Annotated in this window: 9 protein-coding genes and 1 pseudogene; 5 read left to right on the top strand and 5 right to left on the bottom strand. The window is 65.8% G+C overall.

Annotation, left to right across the window (positions count from 1 at the left end; all coding sequences use genetic code 11):
- The first annotated feature begins 92 nt into the window (after positions 1–92).
- On the top strand, positions 93–2729 hold the full coding sequence (locus tag GGR11_RS14925) for a TonB-dependent receptor (protein WP_183198247.1): 2637 nt from the start codon (positions 93–95) through the stop codon (positions 2727–2729).
- Positions 2730–3233: 504 nt separating this feature from the next.
- Complete coding sequence (locus GGR11_RS14920; RefSeq protein ID WP_183198245.1) at positions 3234–3716, top strand: hypothetical protein; 483 nt, start codon at positions 3234–3236, stop codon at positions 3714–3716.
- A gap of 69 nt (positions 3717–3785) precedes the next feature.
- On the opposite strand, the gene GGR11_RS14915 is transcribed toward GGR11_RS14920, so the two are convergent.
- The gene (locus GGR11_RS14915; protein WP_183198242.1) at positions 3786–6878 is read right to left on the bottom strand and encodes an efflux RND transporter permease subunit; all 3093 of its coding nucleotides are present in this window, start codon (positions 6876–6878) and stop codon (positions 3786–3788) included.
- A gap of 9 nt (positions 6879–6887) precedes the next feature.
- Positions 6888–8018, bottom strand: coding sequence for an efflux RND transporter periplasmic adaptor subunit (locus GGR11_RS14910; protein ID WP_343051155.1), 1131 nt, complete (start codon positions 8016–8018; stop codon positions 6888–6890).
- Between the two features lie 194 nt (positions 8019–8212).
- Here GGR11_RS14910 and lepA point away from each other — a divergent pair, with 194 nt between their 5' ends.
- Positions 8213–10021 carry a translation elongation factor 4 gene (gene lepA / locus GGR11_RS14905; protein ID WP_183198240.1) on the top strand — a complete coding sequence of 603 codons (1809 nt, stop codon included), beginning with the start codon at positions 8213–8215 and terminating at the stop codon, positions 10019–10021.
- Positions 10022–10295: 274 nt separating this feature from the next.
- Positions 10296–11060, top strand: coding sequence for a hypothetical protein (locus tag GGR11_RS14900; RefSeq protein ID WP_183198238.1), 765 nt, complete (start codon positions 10296–10298; stop codon positions 11058–11060).
- 228 nt (positions 11061–11288) lie between these two features.
- On the opposite strand, the pseudogene GGR11_RS17035 reads toward GGR11_RS14900, so the two are convergent.
- Together GGR11_RS17035 and GGR11_RS14890 are read right to left on the bottom strand one after the other, a co-directional pair.
- Positions 11289–11505 (bottom strand): annotated as a pseudogene (locus tag GGR11_RS17035) (DUF559 domain-containing protein); the annotation flags it as partial.
- A 151-nt stretch (positions 11506–11656) separates the two neighbouring features.
- A complete protein-coding gene (locus GGR11_RS14890; RefSeq protein ID WP_221205336.1) occupies positions 11657–12613 on the bottom strand; it encodes an HNH endonuclease in 957 nt (318 codons plus the stop codon).
- Between the two features lie 238 nt (positions 12614–12851).
- Here GGR11_RS14890 and GGR11_RS14885 point away from each other — a divergent pair, with 238 nt between their 5' ends.
- Complete coding sequence (locus GGR11_RS14885) at positions 12852–13436, top strand: hypothetical protein (RefSeq protein ID WP_183198236.1); 585 nt, start codon at positions 12852–12854, stop codon at positions 13434–13436.
- Positions 13437–13468: 32 nt separating this feature from the next.
- On the opposite strand, the gene uvrB is transcribed toward GGR11_RS14885, so the two are convergent.
- A complete protein-coding gene (gene uvrB / locus GGR11_RS14880; protein WP_183198234.1) occupies positions 13469–15811 on the bottom strand; it encodes an excinuclease ABC subunit UvrB in 2343 nt (780 codons plus the stop codon).
- Positions 15812–15828: the final 17 nt, after the last annotated feature.

Genomic DNA, 15828 nt, shown 5'->3' with positions numbered 1-15828 from the left:
GCGTCTCCACGCAGAGGCGCGTCGATTGGGAACTAGGAAACGCTGCGGTCGCGCTCCGCGTGACCGGGCTTCAGAGCCGGGAGGACGCTTTCATGCGCCACACTAACCGCTATCTCCGGACCACCGTGTCCGCCGCCGTCGTCGGCGCCGCCGTGTTCGGCTTCGCCGGCATCGCCGCCGCCCAGGAGGCGCCCACCAGCGTGGACGACATCATCGTCACCGCCCAGAAGCGCGAACAGAGCCTGCAGGACGTGCCGATCGTGGTCACGACCCTGTCGCAGGAAGTGCTTGACGGCGCCGGGGTGCAGGACATCAAGGATCTGCAGATCCTGACGCCGGGCATGACCGTGACCTCGACCCAGTCGGAAGCCTCGACCACGGTCCGCATCCGCGGGGCCGGCACCGTCGGCGACAACCCCGGTCTGGAATCCTCGGTCGGCGTCGTGATCGACGGCGTCTATCGCTCGCGCAACTCGGTCGGCTTCGGCGACCTGGGCGAGCTGAGCCGCATCGAGGTGCTGAAGGGACCGCAGGGGACCCTGTTCGGCAAGAACACCTCGGCCGGGGTCATCAACATCATCACCGAACGCCCGTCGTTCGACCCGTCGGTTTCGGCCGAACTGACCGCCGGCAACTTCGGCGCCATCGGCGGCTCGGTCTCGGCGACCGGCCCGCTCAGCGACATGATCGCCGGCCGCATCTTCGTGGCGCATCGCGAGCGCGACGGCTTCTATGACGTCAACGTCGGCGACGGCCCGCGCACCCTCACCGAAGACAACACCCAGGATTACTGGACCGGTCGCGGCCAACTGCTGATCCTGCCCAGCGACGAGGTGTCGATCCGCCTGATCGCCGACTACACCAAGCGCGACGAATTCTGCTGCTCGGCGGTTCAGACCCGCGTCGGCCCGACCCAGGCCTTCATCGCCGCCCTGACCGCGCCGAACGGCCCCGGCCAGCGACCGCCCGTCGCCGGCTTCGGCACGGTGCCCTTCAGCCGCACCGCCTATTCGAACCGCGAGACGCCTCAAGAGATCGAGGACATGGGCCTGTCGGCGGAAGCCACCATCGACCTGCCCAGCCTGAACGCCACTCTGACGTCGCAAACCTCGTGGCGCGACTGGTCGTTCCAGCAGGGGATGGACCTGGACTATACGGGCGCCGACATCCTTCACCGCGAGAATGACGGGTCCAACGGCTACGGCGTCGACAACCTGACCCAGGAATTCCGCCTGGCGGGCACGACGGACAAGTTCGACTGGCTGGTCGGCCTGTTCGCCACCAAGGAAGGCGTCTATCGCGACGACTCCTATTCCTACGGCGCGGACTACAACGGCTTCGCCTCCTTCCTGCTGACGGCGACCCTGCCGGCTTCGGTCGGCGGCCCGAGCCCGAGCCGACTGGGCTGTTTCACCAATCCGCAGGGCTTCCTGGTCACCGCCGCCGCGCCGAACACCCCGCTCTGCGTCGTCGGCGCCGTGGCGCCCAGCGCCGCCGCCCCGACCTTCGCGGCGGGCAAGGCCTATGAGGACCACTATTCCCAGAAAGCGGAGTCGGTGGCCCTGTTCACCAACAACACCTGGCGGGTGACGGAAGCCTTCGACCTGAACCTGGGCCTGCGCTACACCTATGACAGCAAGCGTCTGCTGGGGGTTCAGGACAATCTGGGAAGCAATGGCGCGGCCTGCGGCGGCGCCCTGGCGAACCAGATTCCGGCCAACCGAGCGGCGTCGGCCATTCCCGGCACCGTCAATGTGGGGACCCCGGCCGCGGCTGTGGGCCTGCTGTGCCTGCCCTGGTCGAACCCGTTCTATGACAATCGCCGGATCCAGGAGAAGTTCAGCGACACCGACATCAGCGGCACGTTCAAGGGTTCCTACCGGTTCAACGACGCCGTCATGGCCTACGCCTCCTATGCGCGGGGCTACAAGGGCGCGGGTTACAACATGGACCGGGTGCAGACGGGGGTGACGCCGGACGCCTCGCTGTTCTTCGACGCCGAGACGGTGGACAGCTATGAGATCGGGGTGAAGACGACCCTGTTCAATCGCTCGATGCTGCTGAATGTCACCTACTTCGATCAGAAGTTCGAGAACTTCCAGCTCAACACCTTCCTGGGCACCGCCTTCGTGGTGGAATCCATCCCGGAACTGACCTCGCGCGGCGTCGACGCCGACATGGTCTGGTTCACCCCGGTCGAGGGCCTGATGTTCCAGGGCGGCGTCACCTATACGGACGCCAAGTACAACGACTTCACCGCCGCCGACCTGTCGAACCCGGCGCGCTTCCCCGCCCTGTCCCTGCTGCCGGGCGCCCGCGCCTCGTTCGCTCCGGAATGGTCGCTGACCGGCGCCCTGGCCTTCGACCGCTCGCTGGGCGGCGGCCTGCGCGGCGGCTTCAATCTGTCGGCCAAATATTCGACCGATTACAACACCGGCTCGGACCTGCTGCCGTACAAGGACCAGGAGGCCTTCACCGTCGTCAACGGCCGCATCACCATCGGGTCGGAAGACGAACGCTGGACCATCGACGTCTGGGGCCAGAACCTGCTGCAGGAAGAATACACCCAGGTCGGCTTCGCCGCTCCGCTGCAGGGCACGGCCTTCACCAACACCACCACGCCCCAGGCGGACGGCACCTACTATAATATCGCCACCGACACGGCGACCTACAACGCCTACCTGGGCGCCCCGCGCACCTGGGGCGTGACGCTGAAGGTCAAATACTGATCGTCCAGCCGCCCGGGCCGTAAGGCTCAAAGGGGGGAACGACGAAGGGCCGACCGGGAAACCGGTCGGCCCTTTTTCTTGGATGTCTGGTCAGGGGAGGGCGGGAATGTCTTGTGTCAGACGCCGTCTTCAGTTCGCCTTTCGACACTTAGCGGTCATTGAACGAGTCTGCTTATGACGACGATAACGATGCTATGTAGCTGACATGACCTAGCCAACAGGGACTAGGCTTGAGCGCTCGACGAGGTGACGTCCCGAATGGGCGGTGAGATCATATTCATAATTCCAGCCGTGATCGGCTTCGCCGCTATGGCGACGATCGGCGGCACCCTCTTGCTCTGGCTTGTGTGGATCGCAGCGCGCCGATGGGGTCCTCGCTCATCGCGAGCGGCTTCTCTACGCTTCCCGGTCGGCGCGACAGCTGCGGTGCTGCTTACCATATCTTTGCCTGTCGGTTGCTTCCGAGCTTGCCAGCCTGTTCCGCAATCCGAAAGCGCTAAGACAGTGGCGGCTTTCGAGGTGCCGCTGACCACGGCGGTGGACCGGGCCGACTTCCTGACCATCCTCCAAGCTGAGGCGGCTATTGAGGGGCTAGACCTCAATATCGAGACGGCAGAGGAAATGGAGCGCTGGGCCGAGATGGCACCCGAGCTTCGCAAGTCGATCGAAGTAACTGTTTATCGCGGCGGTGAAGTCCGCCAAAGCGAAGCTCGCGTCTCGGACCAGTCTCACCTCGGCCATGTGTGGATATCGTTCGAGAGAGGTGAAGACCCATCACTGGCTCGGCGCTTTCGCGAGCGGCTAATGTCACGGATCGTTGAGCGCTGGCCCGGTACCCTGAGCGTGCCGGTCGCCCAGACGGGCTCCCTCCCGCACAAGGAGGATTTGCGCCGGGGCGACCACGGCTATGAAATCGACCCATCCAGAATAGCGGGATACATCTGCGGGACCGCTCCCGGTAACGCCCCCAAGTCGGCCTGCGACTAAGCGACCGAAAGCTGATGTCTGCTAACCACCCGTTGAAGACCCTCCGAAGGTCTGCAACGGGCTTCAGCCTCACTCCACCAACGGACCCTGCCTCGGCTTGGCCAGCTCCCGCTGCCCCGCCGTCGACCGGCGCAGGATACGCCGCGCCCACTGGGCCACGTCGTCGACGATGGTGAAGATGGCGGGGATGTAGAGCAGGGACAGGAAGGTCGAGGAGATCAGCCCGCCCAGCACGGCGATGGCCATGGGCGAGCGGAACTGCACGTCGGCCCCGATGCCCATGGCGATGGGCACCATGCCCGCCCCCATGGCGAAGGTGGTCATCAGGATGGGGCGGGCGCGCTTGTGCGCCGCGTCCATGATGGCCTCGTGGCGCGGCATGCCGTCCCGCTCGGCCATGATGACGTAATCGACCAGCAGGATGGAATTCTTGGCCGCGATCCCCATCAGCATCAGCACCCCGATCAGGGCCGACATGGAGAAGTTGGCGCCGCCTATGGCCAGGGCGATGAAGGCGCCGCCGATGGCCAGGGGCAGGGCCGCCATGATGGTGATCGGATAGGCGAAGCTCTTGAACAGCAGGGTCAGCACCGCATACATCAGCAGAATGCCCGAGGCGAAGGCGATGCCGAAGCCGGTCAGCATCTCCTGGATGAACTCCTCGTCGCCGGCCGGCACCTGGCGCACGCCGGCGGGCAGCTTCTGGACCGAGGGCAGGCGGTTGACCGCCACGCTCGCCGCGCCCGTGGTGATGCCGTCCAGTTCGGCGCTGATCGAGGCGATGCGCGACCGGTCCTGACGGGTGACGGTGGCCGGACCGGCGCCGAACTGGATGTCGGCGACGGCGCTCAGCGGCACCGAGGCTCCGCCCGTCGCCGGCACACGCAGGTTCTCCAGCACGCTCAGGTCCTCGCGCGCCGCTTCGGTCAGCTGCAGTCGGATCGGGATCTGTCGATCCCCCAGATTGTACTTGGGCAGGTTCTGCTCGACATCGCCGATGGTGGCGACCCGCACCGCCTGGGAGATGGCGCCGGCCGACACGCCCGCCAGGGCGGCCTCGTCCGGACGCGGCGTGACCAGGATTTCGGGACGCGCGATGGCGGCCGAGTTGACGACATTGGCCAGACCCGACACGCCGCGCATTTCTTCTTCCACCTTGCGCGCCGCGGCGTTGAGGGCGACGGGATCGTCGCTCAGGATCGAGAAGGTGTAGGTGGTGCCGTCGCCGGGGCCGCCGCCCTGCTGGCTGATGCCGGCGCGGATGCGGGCGCCGGGGATCTGCTTCATCTCGTCGACCATGACCCGCGCGAAGGCCTGCTGGCTCAGCTCGCGGTCGCCCTTGGGCACCATGTCGGCGTAGATATTGGCCTGGGTCACGTCCTGGCCGCCGACGGCGGCATAGACCGAGGTGACCTCGGGGCGGGCCTCCAGCTTGCGGGTGATCTGCTGCACCACGGCGTCGGTCTGGCGCAGGGTCGAACCCGGCGGCAGCTCAACCTGGAAGGCCGCGCGCGCCGTGTCGCCGGGCGACATGAACTCGAACGACATCTTGGCCACGACCGAGGTCGCGATCGACCCGACCAGGAACAGGATGCCGATGATGAAGACCTTCCACCGATTGCCCAGCGACCAGCGCAAGGCCTTCAGATAGCCGCCCATCCAGAACGGGTCGCGATCCTCGTGGTGGGAGTGTTTCAAGATGAAGGCGGCCATCAGCGGCGTCAGGGTCCGCGCCACCAACAGCGAGAAGGCCACGGAGACGCAGGCCGCCAGGGCGAAGGCCTTGAAGAACTGGCCGATGATGCCGGGCATGAAGCCGACCGGCGCGAAGACGGCGATGATGGTGGCCGTGGTGGCCACGACCGCCAGACCGATCTCGTCCGCCGCCTCCAGCGAGGCGTCATAGGGCGGCTTGCCGTCGCGCATGTGGCGGACGATGTTCTCGATCTCCACGATGGCGTCATCGACCAGGATGCCGATGGTCAGGGACAGGGCCAGCAGGGTGACGACGTTCAGCGACTGGTCCAGCGGGCCCAGGATGGCGAAGGTCGGGATCAGCGACATCGGCATGGCCGTCGCCGCGATCAGGGTGGCGCGCCAGTCGCGCAGGAAGATGAAGACGATGATGACGGCCAGGACGGCGCCCAGCAGCAGGGCCTCCAGCGAGGCCAGATAGCTCTCTTCGATCTCCTCGACGCTGGCCGTGACCTGGCTGATGGTCAGCTCGGGATGGGCCTCGTCGATCTTCTTGACCTCCTCGCGGACCTTTTCGGCGACCTTGACCTCGGAGGCGGTGCGCGAGCGCAGGAAGTTGAAGGTCACGGCCTCCTGGCCGTTGTAGCGGGCCAGGCGGCGCGGTTCGCTCCACTTGTCCTCGACCGTGCCCAGATTATCCAGTCGCACGGTCTTGCCGTCGCCCAGCGGCACCAGGGTCTCGCGCAGCTGCGCCACCGAGGTGGCGGCGCCCAGGGTGCGGACGGCGCGCTCGGACCCGGCGATGGTGACGCGGCCGCCGGGCAGGTTGTTGTTGACGTTGGTCAGGGCCTGGCTGACCTCGGCCGCCGTGACGCCGTAGGCGGCCAGCCGCTGCGGATCCAGCTCGACCCGCATTTCGCGGTCCACCCCGCCCGAGCGGTTGACCTGGCCCACGCCGCCCAGGGCCAGCAGGGCGCGGCTCATCTCATTGTCGATGAACCAGCTGATCTGTTCCGGCGTCATGGTCGGCGAGCGGACCACATAGGTGATCAGGGCGTCGCCGGTGATGTCGATGCGCTGGACCCCCGGCTCCTGCATGTCCTGCGGCAGGCTGGCGCGCAGGCCGGTCATGGCGTTGCGCACGTCATTGGTCGCCCTGTCGGTGTCCGTGCCCAGTTCGAACTCGATCACCGTCGTCGAGACGCCGTCGCTGATGTTGGAGGTGATGTGGCGCACGCCCGACAGGCCGGCCAGCGAATCCTCGATCAGGCGGGTGACCTGAACCTCCATTTCCGCCGGCGCCGAGCCGGGGCGGGCGGCGGTGACATTGACCAGCGGGAAGTCGATGTCGGGGTTCTGATTGATCCGCATCCCCATGAAGCCGACCACTCCGCCGAGGGTCAGCAACAGGAACAGCAGGATGATCGGAATCGGGTTCTTGATCGCCCAGGACGAGATCTGGTTCATGGGTCGGTCCTACTTTGCCGCAGGCTGGGCGGCAGGTCGGGCGCCGCCGGGGGCCTGGGCGACGTTGACGCGGTCGCCCTCGTTCAGGAAGCCGGCGCCGTCGACGATGACCTGGGCGCCGACATTGACGCCGGTGACGGCCGTCTGGGTGTCGGTCCGCGAGAGGATGACGACCGGCTGGAAGTGAACCCGGCCGTCGGCGACCAGGCTGAACACCCCCGGCTTGTTGTCGCGATACAGGACCGCGCCGGTGGGCACGGTGGTGGCGGGCTGGTCGCCGACGTCGATGTCGGCGCGGGCGAACATGCCCGGCCGCAACTGGGCGCCGGGCGACAGCGAGATGCGCGCCAGGCCCAGGCGGGTGCTGGCGTTGACCTCGGGCGTGACGATCCGGACCGTGCCGCTGGTCGTTCCCGCCTCGCTGGAGGTGACGGTCGCCGACTGGCCGGCGCGAACCTGGGCCAGTTCGGTCTCGGGCACCTGGGCGTCCAGTTCCAGCCGGCCGTCGCGGACCATGCGGAACAGTTCGGTCCCGGCCGAGATGATCTGGCCCTTGGTCACGCTGCGGCTGATGATCAGGCCGGCGACGGGGGCGCGGATGGTGGCCTGGGACAGTTGGGTCTGGGTCTGGGCCAGGGTGGCGCGGGCGGCGGCCAGATTGGCGTTCGACGCCCGCTGGTTGGCCAGGGCGGTGTCCAGCGAGGCCTGAGACAGGAAGCCGCGTTCCTTCAACTGCTGGGCCCGGCCCAGGGCCGCGTCGTCGCGCGCCACATTGGCCTCGGCCAGCTGCACCTGGGCCTGCTGCTGACGCAGCTGGGCGCGCAGCAGGACGTCGTTCATCTGCACCAGGACCTGGCCCTGACGCACGTAGGAGCCTTCATCGACATAGACGGCGACGGCGGTCAGACCGCCCGTCTCGGCCGCCACCGGCACTTCCTCCCAGGCGGAGACGGTGCCCGAGGCGGTGACGGTGCGCCGCAGATTGGTCTGGGTCACGGTGGCGGCGGTGACGGTCTGGCGCGAGCCGCCGGCGGCCTTTTTCTCGGTCTTCTCATCGCCGTGCCCGCCGCAACTGGCCAGCAGGAAGGCCGACAGGGCCATGGCGCCGAGGTTGAGAGCGGTTCGGGTCGTCTTGGACACGGGGAGTTCCTCGGTTGCAGGCGAAGCGGATCGCCGGCTCGCGCCGGTTATCGGGAGGCGCGACCCATACCGCGTCCGCGACCCGTTCTCAAACGCCGATACATATTGTTGCAAAGGCTTAATCTGACACCGTCAGAGGCGCGGATCGCCGCGCCCGCTGGTCCCGGACCTCTACGCGTGATAGGGGCGCGCGGATGACGACTCCCCCTATCTCGAACATCCGGAACTTCAGCGTGGTCGCGCACATCGACCACGGCAAGTCGACCCTGTCCGACCGACTGATCCAATTCACCGGCGGCCTGACCGCGCGGGAGATGAGCGAGCAGGTGCTCGACAATATGGATATCGAGAAGGAGCGGGGGATCACGATCAAGGCGCAGACGGTGCGCCTGAACTACAAGGCCAAGGACGGGCAGGACTATGTCCTGAACCTGATGGACACTCCGGGGCACGTGGACTTCGCCTATGAGGTGTCGCGCAGCCTGGCGGCGTGCGAGGGCTCGCTGCTGGTCGTGGATGCGTCGCAGGGGGTCGAGGCGCAGACGCTGGCGAACGTCTATCAGGCCATTGATAACAACCACGAGATCGTCCCCGTCCTGAACAAGGTCGATCTGCCGGCGGCCGAGCCCGAGCGGGTCCGGGCCCAGATCGAGGACGTCATCGGCATCGACGCCTCCGAGGCCGTGCTGTGCAGCGCCAAGTCCGGCATCGGCATCGAGGACGTCCTCGAAGCCATCGTCACCAAACTGCCGCCCCCCAAGGGCGACCCCGACGCCCCGCTGAAGGCCATGCTGGTCGACGCCTGGTACGACCCCTATCTGGGCGTCGTCGTCCTGGTGCGCGTCTTCGACGGGGTGTTGAAGACCGGCATGCGGGTCAAGATGATGCGCAACGGCTCGACCCACCTGATCGACCGCGTCGGCGTCTTCCTGCCCAAGAACACCCCGGTGGACCAGCTGGGCCCCGGCGAGGTCGGCTTCATCACCGCCCAGATCAAGGAAGTCGCCCACGCCGCCGTCGGCGACACCATCACCGATGAAAGAAAGCCGACCACCGAACCGCTGAAGGGGTTCAAGGAGGTCCAGTCCGTGGTCTTCTGCGGCCTGTTCCCGGTGGACGCCGCCGATTTCGAGGACCTGCGCGCCGCCATCGGCAAGCTGCGTCTGAACGATGCGTCATTCACCTACGAGATGGAATCCAGCGCCGCCCTGGGCTTCGGCTTCCGCTGCGGCTTCCTCGGTTTGCTGCACCTCGAGATCATCCAGGAACGGCTCAGCCGCGAGTTCAATCTCGACCTGATCGCGACCGCCCCGTCGGTGGTCTACAAGATCGGCCTGCGCGACGGCTCCGAGATCGACCTGCACAACCCGGCCGACCTGCCCGACGTGATGCAGATCGAGACCATTTCCGAGCCCTGGATCAAGGCCACCATCCTGACGCCCGACGAATACCTCGGCAGCGTGATCAAGCTGTGCCAGGACCGCCGCGGCTCGCAGGTCGAACTGTCCTACGTCGGCTCCCGCGCCATGGTGGTCTACGAACTGCCGCTGAACGAGGTGGTGTTCGACTTCTACGACCGGCTGAAGTCGATCTCGAAGGGCTATGCCTCGTTCGACTACGAGATCACCGAATACAAGGTCGGCGACCTGGTGAAGATGTCCATCCTGGTCAACGCCGAACCGGTGGACGCCCTGTCCATGCTGGTCCACCGCGCCCGCGCCGAGACGCGCGGCCGGGGCATGGTCGAGAAGATGAAGGAACTGATCCCGCCCCACCTGTTCGTCATCCCGATCCAGGCGGCCATCGGCGGCAAGATCATCGCCCGCGAGACCGTGCGCGCGCTCCGCAAGGACGTGACCTCGAAATGCTACGGCGGCGACGCGACGCGGAAGAAGAAGCTGCTGGAGAAGCAGAAGGCCGGCAAGAAGAAGATGCGTCAGTTCGGCAAGGTCGAAATCCCGCAGGAAGCCTTCATCGCCGCCCTGAAGATGGACGAGGACTGATCCCGGATCTTCCCCCGCTTGCGGGGGAAGTGTCAGGCCGTGGCGCGCAGCGACACGCCTGACGATGGGGGAAGTCTGCGTCAGGCGACACTTCCCCCTCCGACCCTGGTCCGCTGCGCGGACGCCGGGCCACCTCCCCCGCAAGCGGGAGAGGGTCTGGTTATGCGCGCTGGGGGCTGTAAACTGGCGCCGCGATTGCTGTAAATTCAGACGTTTGACCTGTAAATTCGGTCAGTTTCTCGCCTGATCATCCGCATGATTCATGATGCGATGCATGGAACAGCGACGGAAATACAAAATTCAGCCGCCCTCGATCTGGGAGCTGGTGCGCCGGGATTATCTGGCCGGGGACGGTGCCCGGCAGGTGGCCGCCCGGTACGGCGTCGGGACCGAGGCCCTGCGCGCCCGAGCGTCACGCGAGGGCTGGTCGCGGTATCTGCAGCCGCAGACGGAGCCGAAGGGCGAGGCGGCGACCGACAAGGGGAGCTGGTTCGACGGCTTGCCGGATGAGGGGGCGGAAACGCCTGACGACCCCGCCGTCCTGGCCCGCACCGCCACCGTGGCCTCGGGCCGGGCCATGCGCGCCCGCGCCTGGACCGAGGCCCGCACCCTGGCCGGCCTGGCCGAGGCCTATCACAAGCTGGCCGAGCGCGCCGACCCGGCCCGCAACGGCCTGACGGCGGAAACCGCGCCCCTGGAACTGGTCCTCGACATCCTGACCATGGACCGCATCGCCCTGGAGGACCGGTTCTGGCGCAAGCCGGACGAGGTCGATCCGGTCAAGGCGGCCTATCACGAGTGGCGGCGCCAGGGTTCGCTGCGCCGCCGGGCCCACGAAGAGGTCAAGACGCGCCGCCGCTCCGCCACCGAGGCGCGGGTCGAGGCGCTGGAGGCGCAACTGGCCGGACGGGGTATCCCGCCGGTGGAGGAGGATGAGCGGGCGGCCCGCGTGCGGTTGGGGATCGATGTCATTGCGCCTGACGGCGCGGGGACGCGGCAGATGCCGGCGGCGGAGTTCAGGGTGAGGCTGGAGGATTGAGCGGGTCTTCCTTCTCCCCTTGCGGGAGAAGGTGGCCGAGCGCAGCGAGGTCGGATGAGGGGTCGGTTCGGCGTGGACCGTCAGGGCCGGTGAAACCCCTCATCCGTCAGCCTTCGGCTGCCACCTTCTCCCGCAAGGGGAGAAGGAAGCCTCAGTCTCGCGTCAGGCCTTCCTCCGTCGCCGCCACAATGGCCGACAGCACCTCTTCCCGCTGGTTCCCGATCATCCCATTCGCAAACCGCAGCACCCGGAACCCCTGTTCGCGCAGCCAGGCGTCCCGCTCGGCGTCCTCGATCCGGTCGTCATGCTGCGGCCCGTCCGCCTCGACGATCAGCCGATGCCTCAGACAGACGAAGTCGACGATATACCGCCCGATCACCATCTGCCGCCGAAACTTCAGCCCCGCCAGCCGCCGATCCCGCAACAGGCCCCACAGCCGCCGCTCATAATGGACGGGCTCGCGGCGCATCTGTTTGGCGCGGGATTGCAGCCAGTCGTCCATATCCAGATTGTGCGAAACACTCGCCAAGATTGCAACCCCTTCCTTCTCCCCTTGCGGGAGAAGGTGGCCGAGCGCAGCGAGGTCGGATGAGGGGTCACACTAACGCTGGCGTTGGCTTCTTGCCCTCAAACACAAGCGTTCGTTCCAACAATCGCTGCCGGATCGTCTCTGGTGATGACGCTTTGGAAATGGAAATGCTCTGACCGCTCAGTTCTGCATAGATGCTGTTTCGGAGGCTTTCATCCAACTCGACCTTCAGCGTTTCGGGATTGATCGACAGCAACTGCTGATCGAACAGCGTGTGAAGATCAGCCCTCAGCAACAAGGCGTTGTCGGCCGCATTGGTGTGGGCGCCGAGGTAGGGGACAATATGCGCCGCCTCCAAAACGGGCCACACATCACAGCCGGAAATGGCGCATCGGCCGTCGAAATTGCGCAGCGCCGCTTTACGAAAGGCGCCGCCGCCTTGGCGGACGTAGATCTGCTGCTCAATACGCCGTCGAGAATCTTCAAAGTCGAGGGGAGGGCCGGGTTCTGCGAGGTCTGAATATTGGGTGTGCGGCGAAGGGTAGGGAAGGTTTGGAGTCAGTTCGCCGGACTTCGAATAGCCGATCAGATCGAAATAGCCTGTGTCCCAAGAGGCTACCTTGGCCAATCCCCAAACCCGATAACGAACCTTGGGTTTGGCTTGCTCTTGAATGAGCACAGCCACCGGCACATCGTCCGTCAGACAGGCCATCAGGCCTCTATTGGTGGCGTGTTTGTCTCGCGTTTGTGGATCCGCGCCTTCCTGAAAATAGCGATAGGTCCAACCGTCGTTGATCGAGCCGATGGGAGGCTGGTCGGCATAGGGGGCCTTTAGGGCTTGCCGAACGCTAAGCGTGTGGGTCCAGCCCTTGGGCTTGTGAATGCCCTTGGGCCGGTTCACCAAGAACAGCCCATTCAAGGGCTCGGGCCAAGGGATCAGGTCGCCCTGCCTCGCCCAAAACCATTCAAGCGCTTCACGATGCTCCGGCGGCAGCGCTGCCAGCCGATTTGACAGCGTGCTCACGCCCTAAGTCTCCAACTCGGCGACAGTCATCATGCCATCCATAAGTTGGTGAGTCGTGGCGATGACCTACTTGGAGTTTAAGTGTCGCCCTTCCTTCTCCCCTTGCGGGAGAAGGTGGCCCGCAGGGCCGGATGAGGGGTCGGTTCGGCGTGGATCGTCAGGGCCGGTGAAACCCCTCATCCGACCTCGCTGCGCTCGGCCACCTTCTCCCGCAAGGGGAGAAGGATCGTGTTGGGCATTGGCGATGTCTTCTTACTCGGGCAAGGTCAAGGCGCTCAGGCATGGCCTGATATTGAGCCGGGGGGCTTCATTGAAAATAAGAAATGCTGGGTTGTTCGCCTTGTTGAGCGGGACGATCCTTGTAACGCCGGCTGTCGCGAATGAGACGCTCGACGCGATGTCGGTCGGCATGGCGCGCGAACTGGCGGTAGAAAGCGGGGGCAAGGTCGTTGAGGTCGAGGATCTCGACGACGGCACCTATGAGATGAAAATCCACTATCCGGACGAGGCGCCTGTTTATCTGCGCGGCTATGAATGCAGAGGCGTCGGCGACGCGAAGCGGTGTGAGGACTTCAAGCTCTCGGCGTGGTTCGGTCTGGATTCCGAGGCTGAAGCGCTCGCTATGGAACACACGGTCGATATCGTCTGGCTTTCGGACATGCAGGACGGCGACGAGTTGCGCATCTGGCGGTATGAATTCGTCAGCGGCGCCACGCGGGAGCGGCTGCTGAAAACCTTCCGCACCTTCGTCGACACCATGTGGGCCGCTTACGACATCATCTACCCCAAGAGCCCGGACGCGGGAGCCCAAAAAGCCGGCTGACAAGATCGGTCCGGTTTCGTCCAGGCATAGCCCTACAACCGCCCCTTCCTAAACGCCTCCGCCTTCTCCGCCGCCGCTTCCGCGCGCCACTTCTTCGGCGCCGACCGGTCCACCTCTTCGCCCGCCCCCGTCAGGGCCTCGTTGGCGAATTCCAGGTCCAGCAGCTTCATGCGCTTGATCTCGTCGCGCAGACGGCCGGCTTCCTCGAACTCCAGGTTGGAGGCGGCTTCGCGCATGCGGCCTTCCAGGTCCTTGAGGGCGGCCTGGAAGTTTGAGCCGACGAAGGGTTTGGAGGCTTCGGCGACGCCGGGGCGGGTCAGGCGGTCCATCTCGCGGGACTCATAGGGGCTGTCCATCAGCTCCTTGATGTCGCGCTTGACGCTTTCGGGCGTGATGCCGTGTTCGGTGTTGTAGGCCATCTGGCGTTCGCGGCGGCGGTCGGTCTCGGCGATGGCGCGCTCCATACTGCCGGTCATGCGGTCGGCGTACAGGATGACGCGGCCGTCGATGTTGCGGGCGGCGCGGCCGATGGTTTGGATCAATGAGGTCTCGGAGCGCAGGAAGCCCTCCTTGTCCGCGTCCAGGATGGCGACCAGGCCGCACTCGGGGATGTCCAGCCCCTCGCGCAGCAGGTTGATGCCGATCAGGCAGTCGAAGGATCCCAGACGCAGGTCGCGCAGGATTTCGATCCGCTCCAGGGTGTCGACGTCGGAGTGCATGTAGCGGACGCGGATCCCCTGTTCATGCATGTATTCGGTCAGGTCCTCGGCCATCTTCTTGGTCAGGGTGGTGACCAGGCTGCGGTAGCCGGCGCGGGTGGTGGCCTTGACCTCGTCGATGACGTCGTCGACCTGGTTGCGGGTCTGGCCACTGACCGGGCGGATCTCGACGGGGGGGTCGATCAGGCCGGTGGGGCGGATGACCTGTTCGACGAAGACGCCGCCGGCCTGGTCCATCTCCCAGGCGCCGGGGGTGGCTGACACGTGAACCGTCTGGGGGCGCATGGCCTCCCATTCCTCGAACTTCAGCGGGCGGTTGTCGATGCAGGAGGGCAGGCGGAAGCCGTATTCGGCCAGGGTGGATTTGCGGCGGTAGTCGCCGCGGAACATGCCGTTGATCTGGCCGATAGTGACGTGGCTCTCGTCCACGAACAGCAGGGCGTTGTCGGGGATATATTCGAAGAAGGTGGGCGGGGGTTCGCCGGGGGCGCGACCGGTCAGCCAGCGGGAGTAGTTCTCGATGCCGGCGCAGCTGCCGGTGGCCTCCATCATCTCCAGGTCGAAACGGGTGCGTTGCTCCAGGCGCTGGGCCTCGAGCAGTTTGCCGTTCTCAATCATCCAGTCCAGCGTCTCCTTCAGCTCGGCCTTGATGCCGGCGGCGGCCTGGTTCAGCGTCGGGCGCGGGGTCACATAGTGGCTGGCGGCGTAGACGGTGATCTCGTTCAGGTCGGCGGTCTTTTTGCCGGTCAGGGGGTCGAACTCGGCGATGGACTCGATCTCGTCGCCGAACAGGGAGACGCGCCAGGCCCGGTCCTCCTGGTGGACGGGGAAGATCTCGATGGTGTCGCCGCGCTTGCGGAACATGCCGCGGTCGAAGGTCAGGTCGTTGCGCTTGTACTGTAGCGCGATCAGATCGGCCCGCAGCTTCGACTCGTCGATCTGATCGCCCACCTTCAGCGTGAAGGTCATGGCCGTATAGGTCTCGACCGAGCCGATGCCGTAGATGCAGCTGACGCTGGCCACCACGATCACATCATCCCGCTCCAGTATCGCCCGCGTCGCCGAGTGCCGCATCCGGTCGATCTGCTCGTTGATCGACGAGTCTTTTTCTATATATGTATCAGTCCGTGGTACATATGCTTCCGGCTGGTAATAATCGTAGTAGCTTACAAAGTATTCGACGGCGTTATCGGGAAAGAATGACTTGAATTCGGAGTACAGTTGCGCCGCCAGGGTCTTGTTGGGGGCCAGGATCAGGGCCGGGCGTTGGGTCTGTTCGATGACCTTGGCCATGGTGAAGGTCTTGCCCGAGCCGGTGACGCCCAGCAGCACCTGATCCCGGTCGCCCGCCTCGGCCTGGGCGACCAGTTCGGCGATGGCGGCGGGCTGGTCGCCGGCGGGGGTGTATTTGGTCTCGAGCCGGAAGCGGCCGCCTTTTTTCTTTCCCTCCTGCGAGGGGCGATGAGGGACCCAGTCGGCGGGCGCGGCGACGGGCTCCTCCGGCGTCAGGCGCGGGCCGGCGACGGGGGCGAACATCGGCATCTTGCCCGTATCCCGCTTGAAGGCGGCGGCGGCCTCGCGCACGCCGGGGTCTGGCGTGTGGACGGGCTTGGCGGGCTTGGCGGCGGCGGGCTTCGGCGTCGAAGAACGGTTCATGAACAGAACTTAGTGCG

Source organism: Brevundimonas mediterranea (assembly GCF_014196125.1).
GTDB lineage: Bacteria > Pseudomonadota > Alphaproteobacteria > Caulobacterales > Caulobacteraceae > Brevundimonas > Brevundimonas mediterranea.
This window is presented reverse-complemented; position numbering and strand designations above follow the sequence as displayed.